The sequence below is a fragment of the Sulfuricurvum sp. genome, assembly GCF_028681615.1.
Taxonomy (GTDB): Bacteria; Campylobacterota; Campylobacteria; order Campylobacterales; family Sulfurimonadaceae; genus Sulfuricurvum.
Genome location: NZ_JAQUHV010000031.1, coordinates 1 through 6,054, shown reverse-complemented (window position 1 = coordinate 6,054; position 6,054 = coordinate 1). Strand labels below are relative to the sequence as shown.

Annotated in this window: 9 protein-coding genes; 2 read left to right on the top strand and 7 right to left on the bottom strand. The window is 42.6% G+C overall.

Going from position 1 to position 6,054, the window contains the following annotated elements:
* The first annotated feature begins 1,213 nt into the window (after nt 1-1,213).
* Both PHE37_RS13760 and PHE37_RS13755 read left to right on the top strand, forming a co-directional pair.
* Entirely contained in the window at nt 1,214-1,828 is a 615-nt protein-coding gene (locus tag PHE37_RS13760; RefSeq protein WP_300008835.1) for a recombinase family protein, read from the top strand.
* Between the two features lie 3 nt (nt 1,829-1,831).
* Nucleotides 1,832-2,533 carry a hypothetical protein gene (locus PHE37_RS13755; RefSeq protein ID WP_300008833.1) on the top strand — a complete coding sequence of 234 codons (702 nt, stop codon included), beginning with the start codon at nt 1,832-1,834 and terminating at the stop codon, nt 2,531-2,533.
* Here the strand turns inward: PHE37_RS13755 and PHE37_RS13750 are convergent.
* From PHE37_RS13750 to PHE37_RS13720, 7 genes are all read right to left on the bottom strand, one after another.
* Entirely contained in the window at nt 2,490-2,975 is a 486-nt protein-coding gene (locus PHE37_RS13750) for a thermonuclease family protein (RefSeq protein ID WP_300008831.1), read from the bottom strand. The two genes, PHE37_RS13755 and PHE37_RS13750, sit on opposite strands and share 44 nt — an antisense overlap.
* Before the next feature lie 36 nt (nt 2,976-3,011).
* Nucleotides 3,012-3,524 carry a sugar-phosphate nucleotidyltransferase gene (locus PHE37_RS13745; RefSeq protein ID WP_300008829.1) on the bottom strand — a complete coding sequence of 171 codons (513 nt, stop codon included), beginning with the start codon at nt 3,522-3,524 and terminating at the stop codon, nt 3,012-3,014.
* Entirely contained in the window at nt 3,521-4,051 is a 531-nt protein-coding gene (locus PHE37_RS13740; RefSeq protein ID WP_300008827.1) for a metal-dependent hydrolase, read from the bottom strand. The genes PHE37_RS13745 and PHE37_RS13740 overlap by 4 nt, the downstream gene beginning before the upstream one ends.
* Nucleotides 4,048-4,722 carry a hypothetical protein gene (locus tag PHE37_RS13735; protein ID WP_300008825.1) on the bottom strand — a complete coding sequence of 225 codons (675 nt, stop codon included), beginning with the start codon at nt 4,720-4,722 and terminating at the stop codon, nt 4,048-4,050. Before PHE37_RS13735 ends, PHE37_RS13740 begins: the two co-directional genes overlap by 4 nt.
* The gene (locus tag PHE37_RS13730; RefSeq protein ID WP_300008823.1) at nt 4,719-4,886 is read right to left on the bottom strand and encodes a hypothetical protein; all 168 of its coding nucleotides are present in this window, start codon (nt 4,884-4,886) and stop codon (nt 4,719-4,721) included. Before PHE37_RS13730 ends, PHE37_RS13735 begins: the two co-directional genes overlap by 4 nt.
* The gene (locus PHE37_RS13725; RefSeq protein WP_300008821.1) at nt 4,861-5,262 is read right to left on the bottom strand and encodes a hypothetical protein; all 402 of its coding nucleotides are present in this window, start codon (nt 5,260-5,262) and stop codon (nt 4,861-4,863) included. The genes PHE37_RS13730 and PHE37_RS13725 overlap by 26 nt, the downstream gene beginning before the upstream one ends.
* The coding region (locus PHE37_RS13720) for a hypothetical protein (protein ID WP_300008819.1) at nt 5,259-6,054 on the bottom strand (796 nt) is incomplete at its 5' end. The genes PHE37_RS13725 and PHE37_RS13720, both read right to left, overlap by 4 nt.

Genomic DNA, 6,054 nt, shown 5'->3' with positions numbered 1-6,054 from the left:
ATTTAGTTTTTTTAGTCTTAAATATGTCATTGTTCGTCTAAACCCTTTTTCCTTTTTAAACTGTACTATTATAGCATTTTTTAAATGTCTTTTCAATAGTCTTTTTTCGCATTGTTTTAACGTTCGTTTAGACTGTACAAATTATTAGCTCTAAACTTAAACCCTGCTTTGGTCGGTCAATCTCTTCTATAATAACTATAACGTTCGCGCGTGCTGTCTCTTTTCCTCGTTCACGTTTTCCGCTTGGCTTTCGCTTGGCTATGTCTTTGCGGGCACGAAGTCCCCCGCAAAGTTTCGAGCGTAGGGCACGAAGTCCCCCGAAGTGAGAAAAATAGGTAAGCGAAAGGTCAGCGAAAACGTGAACGAGGAAAAGAGATTTAAAATAACTTTGCTTGCAAAGGTACATTTTAGAAACCTACGGAGTAGCGTCCCACGCGGACGCACGGGGCGGGGCTGATATTTTGAGAACGAGGCACTTATTATTCCCCGCCCCATAAATGTCCGAGCGGCGGCGGGGCGACGTGGGGAGCCGCGCGAGTAGGGGCGGGGATTGCGAACGACGCGCCAACCTTAGCCCCCCGATGTGGGGGCGTGGCGTGAGCAGTGAACGCAACGCGTATGCGGTGCGTGAACGTCAAGCCCGACCGTGGCGGGCGCGAAGCGAAGCGGAGAACGTAGCGCGACCGAGGCGCGCGGAGTTGCGTAGCCGCGACCGTGGCGCGGCGGAGCTATTAAGCCGAGACCGAGGCTCGGCGCGCTCTTTGCCTTAGCCCGCGAAGCGGGCGGGTATTGTATTTCCTTACATGTAGAGCTATTCGATCAATCCTTACATGTAAGGGTTCTGAAATATCCTTACATGTAGAGCTATTCAATCAATCCTTACATGTAAGGGTTCTGAAATATCCTTACATGTAGAGCTATTCAATCAATCCTTACATGTAAGGGTTCTGAAATATCCTTACATGTAGAGCTATTCGATCAATCCTTACATGTAATGATTTTTTAGTCATTTTTTGCCTCTTTTTTGACTTCAAAATGTCATTTTTAGGCACGTTTATACTGTCTTTTTTTGTCTAGTTTTTATATATAGCGGGGGGCGGTTTTTTTGTTTTTTTTGTTGTTGCTATTCGTTCAGCCTAGACGGTCGTTTAGAGTATTGACATTGTGACCGTCTTATTGTATAATACGTCTAAATTAACACAAAGGGGAAATTATGATATATGGTTACATTCGTGTATCAACCGACAAGCAAGATTACGACAATCAAAAACACGGTATTTTGGAATATTGTAATCGCTTAAATCTCTCGCCCGTAGAGTTTATCAGTGAAACCGTTAGTTCTCGCGTCAAGCTCGAAGAGCGCGACGTTAGTCGCCTTATCGCTTCCCTTAAAAGCGGCGACGTGCTTGTCACGTCTGAGCTTTCAAGGCTTGGGCGTTCTATTCTTGAAGTTATGACAATTTTCAAGGACTTAACCGAACGCGGCGTAAATACTCACATTATTAAAGGTGGGTTCATTATCAATGCGCACGATCAAAAAATACAATCAAGCGTCTTAATTTTTGCCTTTGGTCTTGCTGCTGAAATCGAAAGGGAACTCATTAGCCAACGAACTAAAGAAGCTTTACAGCGTCGCAAAAGTGAGGGCGTAAAGCTTGGTCGTAAAAAAGGCGCAGTTATCAAAAGCAAACTTGACGGCAAAGAGGAACAGATTATCGACTTAGCAACCAAAGGCGTACCCGTTGCCTCAATCGCCAAGATTTTTGGGTGTGCTCGTGGTACTTTAGTAAATTTTATTAATTCGAGAAAAATCAAAGTTAAGGATTAGACTATGGTTTGTGAGGTAGGTAAGAGGTGCAAAAAGCACCTCACTTGCCGCGACTGTGCGGAGTCGTGGCAACGTAGAGAATTTAAGACTTTTTGTGAGGGTACAAAAATTCCACCTAATGGAATTTTAACATATTTTGTTATCAAAACACAAAAGCGCGGCGGGCTTGGCGTTGGACTCAATGAAATTTACAGAGTCATTGACGATATTCGGGAAGAGGTTAAACGAGGACGATTAAAAAATGTTTTTTTTGGTCGTCTTGAAGTTAGCTTTTCCCAATCGCTAGGCTTTAACCCTCATCTTAATTTACTAGTTTACGGCGATGTTACGCCGTTTTTAGTAATTTTTTTGAGGTATAATTTGAGCGTTTACCGACGAATAAAAGAGAATAGCGCGACTGTCGCGCGTTCGATTGTTTGGTACATGTTAAAATTTAATTCTTTAGGCTATGACAAAGGGGAAATCGTGAGACAGACATTAAACAAAAGACAAACCGTTATAAATTCAAGACACTTTAAAGGCTTGGGCGTTCCTGACGATGTTCGCGCGGCTGACATTGATTATAGTTTTTTAAAACCTTGCCCTATTCGTTACCGCGAGGAAATAGACTTGCGCGCGGCGTACTCTCTCGCGCGACGCAAAGAGCGCGACGCGCTTAAAGCTAAGATTTTGGCTGTTCGCTTAAAGTATGAGCGTTCCGCCTAAACTCCCACGGCGGTGTCGCCGTGGGTTCTTTCCATAGCCCCGCTTTTTCCTCTTTCGCTTTTTTTTCTGCTTCAATGTATTTTTGATCTTTTGTGTACTTTACATAAACCCACGCCATACCGTTTTTAATCTGTTCCAAATTTGCTTCTATTCCTTTACATGTAACCGTTCCCACGGTTCGCCCGTATCTGTCTATCGTTTCGATCTCTACATGTAAATGTTGTTTGTAGCAAATATCCGACAAGGCTTTTTTTGAGGCTTGCCCGAACGCTTGCGATTTTTCGGGCGCGTCTATTTTTGCTAATCTTATTTTTATTTCTCTTTTATCGTTTGTTAGCATTTTAAGCGTGTCGCCGTCTGTTACTGCCACCACTATGCCGTCAAGCGTTCCCGCTTGAATTTGAGCCGCTAGAGCGGCGCAAATCATTATCTTTTTTAACATCGCTTTCCTTTCAATCCTTACATGTAAGGATTGAAATTATAGCGTCTCTAAAATTATTTGATTAGGTAGGAAGTTTCTACAAAAATATGCGCTCATAAATGTAGTGTTTTTTTCTGTTGTTCCGTTTTGTTTGTAGTGTATTCGTCTGTCAAAAAATAGAAATTGCGGGGCGGCGGCGGCTTCTTTGAAGCTGAATAGTGGGTATTTATCATTCAAACACGCGCAAGTCATCAAGAGCGCGAAAGGCTTTTTAAAACTTAAAGCCCGCTCAAAAATCAATCGCTTACATGTAAATGGTGGATTTGAAATAATAATGTCCCACGCTTGCGCTGGTTGCCATTTTAAGAAGTCCTGTTCAAAGTCTATATGAGAGGCGATAACCTTATTTTTCTTTGAAATCTGTTTTACGAATTCGCTTTCGTTTGTGTCAAAAGGACACCATACCACCGCGCGCGGTGGTATGTACTTTAGTATCGGCGCGACCGCGTGGGCGGGCGTGTAGCTCTCATCTGTTCCCGTTTTATTGTAAAGTATTTTTGATGAAATCAAAATAGTTTAAACCTCGTTTCCACGGCTTCTTTATTGTCTATAATGCCATTTTTATGTAAATAATCATAATTCATGTGATACTTATTAAAGCCGTGTTCTTGGTTTAACAATTCTATTGCGTTTGATGAAATCGACACGCTAGCGATCAGCAACCCAAACGAAACTACATATTCTAGCGGTTCTCCCGTTTTAATCTTCCCGCCGAGCAGATGAATTCTGTGTCTGTCGTTTGGCGTGATCGGTACGCCCGTAATCGTCAAACTATCTGCGAACCAATGCGAAATGTACCCAATCCCAAACCAAAATAGTATCGCTCTAAAATCAATTAGAAAAGATAAAGCTATGAGCATTATCGGGATGATCAAATAGTGTGTTTCTTGTCGGTGCTTTACATGTACGCCAAAGAATTTCGCTACATATTCCAACCAATCGGGAGCGGTCGCCCCTATAATCACGGCGGGAAGCGAAGCGGGCGAGAACGGCAACGCTATTGCCGCGGCGATAGCCGTGTGGCTTTTCCACGTCATTTTATTAGTTCCTCAAATTCTCTTTTGTCGCTTTCGTTCAGATATGCTAAAAGTTTTTCTTTTGCCGCGCCTTGCTCCGCTTCATTTGTTGCTACTTTTTCTCTTAGATCGGCTATTTTTTCCATTATGCTTATTCTATCATCAAGCGCAATTACTCCCTCGGCGGCGCGCGCTTTTGCTCGTATTTGCTTTAGCTCCTCAATTTCCAATCTATCGCGCGCGGCGCGCGCGGCTATCTCTGCGTCGAAGAATTTTTTAACGTCGTCAATAATTGACATTTTAAGATTTAGCTTTTGCTTTTCTATGTCTCTCGTTTCTTTCGCGTCATAGAGCGGATATGTTGCCACTATTCCCGTAGTGTAATAGTTAAAATCAGATGGAAACACCGCGCCCGTACTTCCCTCATCTCCGTTTCGCGCTGTTCTTCTTCCAACTCCCGCGCTCGCCTCAATTTTTAGTCTGTTGTATTCTATTTTATAAGGCATTTTTTCAAGTATGAAAGCCGCTATTGCCGCTATTTTTGCGTCTTTTGTTTTGAGCTTCGTTTTTTCGTAAACCGTCGGCGCGAAGTTTTGAAGCGTCATAATGTCTTTTTTTGTAATTCCGTTTGGCGTTTCATCGAACGCGGCGGCGGCTATTGTCGCCATTATTAACATTGTTATTTTTTTCATTTTTTGCCTTTCATCGTTCCTAAAAACATTCTTCTAATTTTTGCCCACTCTTCCGCTTCATCTTTTCCAAAAATTGAACGGCGCGCCGCCTCTTCTTTTTCGTGCAAAGTTCTTAAAAATTCGTGCGCTTTTTTTGCGTCAATCGTGTATGTTTGCGTTTGCATTTTCTTTCTCTTTGATGATGTTCCCCGCCTCGGCGGTGTTTGTTTGTCTCTTTTTTTTGATAGCTTTGCTTAACCTTTTGCGTAGCAAATCGTTAAGGTCAGCTAGCAAAAGATATTCTACAAAGAAACCCCGCGCGCGGGCAACCTCTCCGCTCTTTGCTCTTCTTTTTGAGGGTGGGAGCGCGTAAATATCACGGCGCGCCTTGGCTTTTCCTTGGTGCGTTTTTGGCGCACGAAGTCCCGCCAAAACGCCGAACAAAGGCGCACGAAGTCCCGCCGACGAGAGGCGAGCAGTAAGGAAAAGGTAAGGCGCGCCGTGATATGCGCGTGGGTGGGCATAAAATAGTAACGCGGGCGCGAAGCGGGCGCGGTTCACTTTGATTTCCCCCGCATTGCGAAGCGGGCGACCATTATCAATCCCGCGAGTTCATGTTGTCCCGTGGCAAGCATTGCGATTATTAAAATTATGATTGACGCGTTCGTCATGTCGTAGCTCGTGCCGCTTGTTAATGGTATTTCGTTAAAATTTTTTTGCTTCAAAATTGAATAGATTGTTTTATCTATTGTGAGATCGCTTTCAGCCGAGGCGATGACAATGCGCGCATTTTTTATGATTTGCTTCAAAAACTCTTTTTTTCGTCCTTGCATTTTGTCGAGGTCGTCAATGAATACAATCGAACCGTTAGCGAAATATTCGAGAGCTTCAAGCTGTACCGTTTGTTTTTTTGAATTTTTTGAGAGATATTGATATGTCAATTCGTCGTCTTTGTTGCTTTCGATGAATTGCGTCAAAATGCTTTCGCTTAGATTTTTTGTAATCCAATCGCCGACACTTTCGTGAGCGTTGATTTTGATAAATGTGTCTTTTGGAAAAATCTCCGTCCTTGCATTGTATAGCTTTTCAAGCTCTCGCGTTTTTCCCGCGCTCGCCACTCCCGTAATTAGTATTGAGCTTTTTTTTGAAATCCATTTTTCTTTACATGTAGATGAATATTTGCGCGGCTTTGTTCTTAGTACAATTCCCTTTACTGGGCTTTCTGAATTTAGTTTTTTTAGTCTTAAATATGTCATTGTTCGTCTAAACCCTTTTTCCTTTTTAAACTGTACTATTATAGCATTTTTTAAATGTCTTTTCAATAGTCTTTTTTCGCATTGTTTTAACGTTCGT

Excerpts from the sequence above, each read along its gene's own strand:
- PHE37_RS13760 (WP_300008835.1), top strand. The coding sequence starts at position 1,214 with ATGATATATGGTTACATTCGTGTATCAACCGACAAGCAAGATTACGAC.
- PHE37_RS13755 (WP_300008833.1), top strand. The coding sequence starts at position 1,832 with ATGGTTTGTGAGGTAGGTAAGAGGTGCAAAAAGCACCTCACTTGCCGC.
- PHE37_RS13750 (WP_300008831.1), bottom strand. The coding sequence starts at position 2,975 with ATGTTAAAAAAGATAATGATTTGCGCCGCTCTAGCGGCTCAAATTCAA.
- PHE37_RS13740 (WP_300008827.1), bottom strand. The coding sequence starts at position 4,051 with ATGACGTGGAAAAGCCACACGGCTATCGCCGCGGCAATAGCGTTGCCG.
- PHE37_RS13735 (WP_300008825.1), bottom strand. The coding sequence starts at position 4,722 with ATGAAAAAAATAACAATGTTAATAATGGCGACAATAGCCGCCGCCGCG.
- PHE37_RS13730 (WP_300008823.1), bottom strand. The coding sequence starts at position 4,886 with ATGCAAACGCAAACATACACGATTGACGCAAAAAAAGCGCACGAATTT.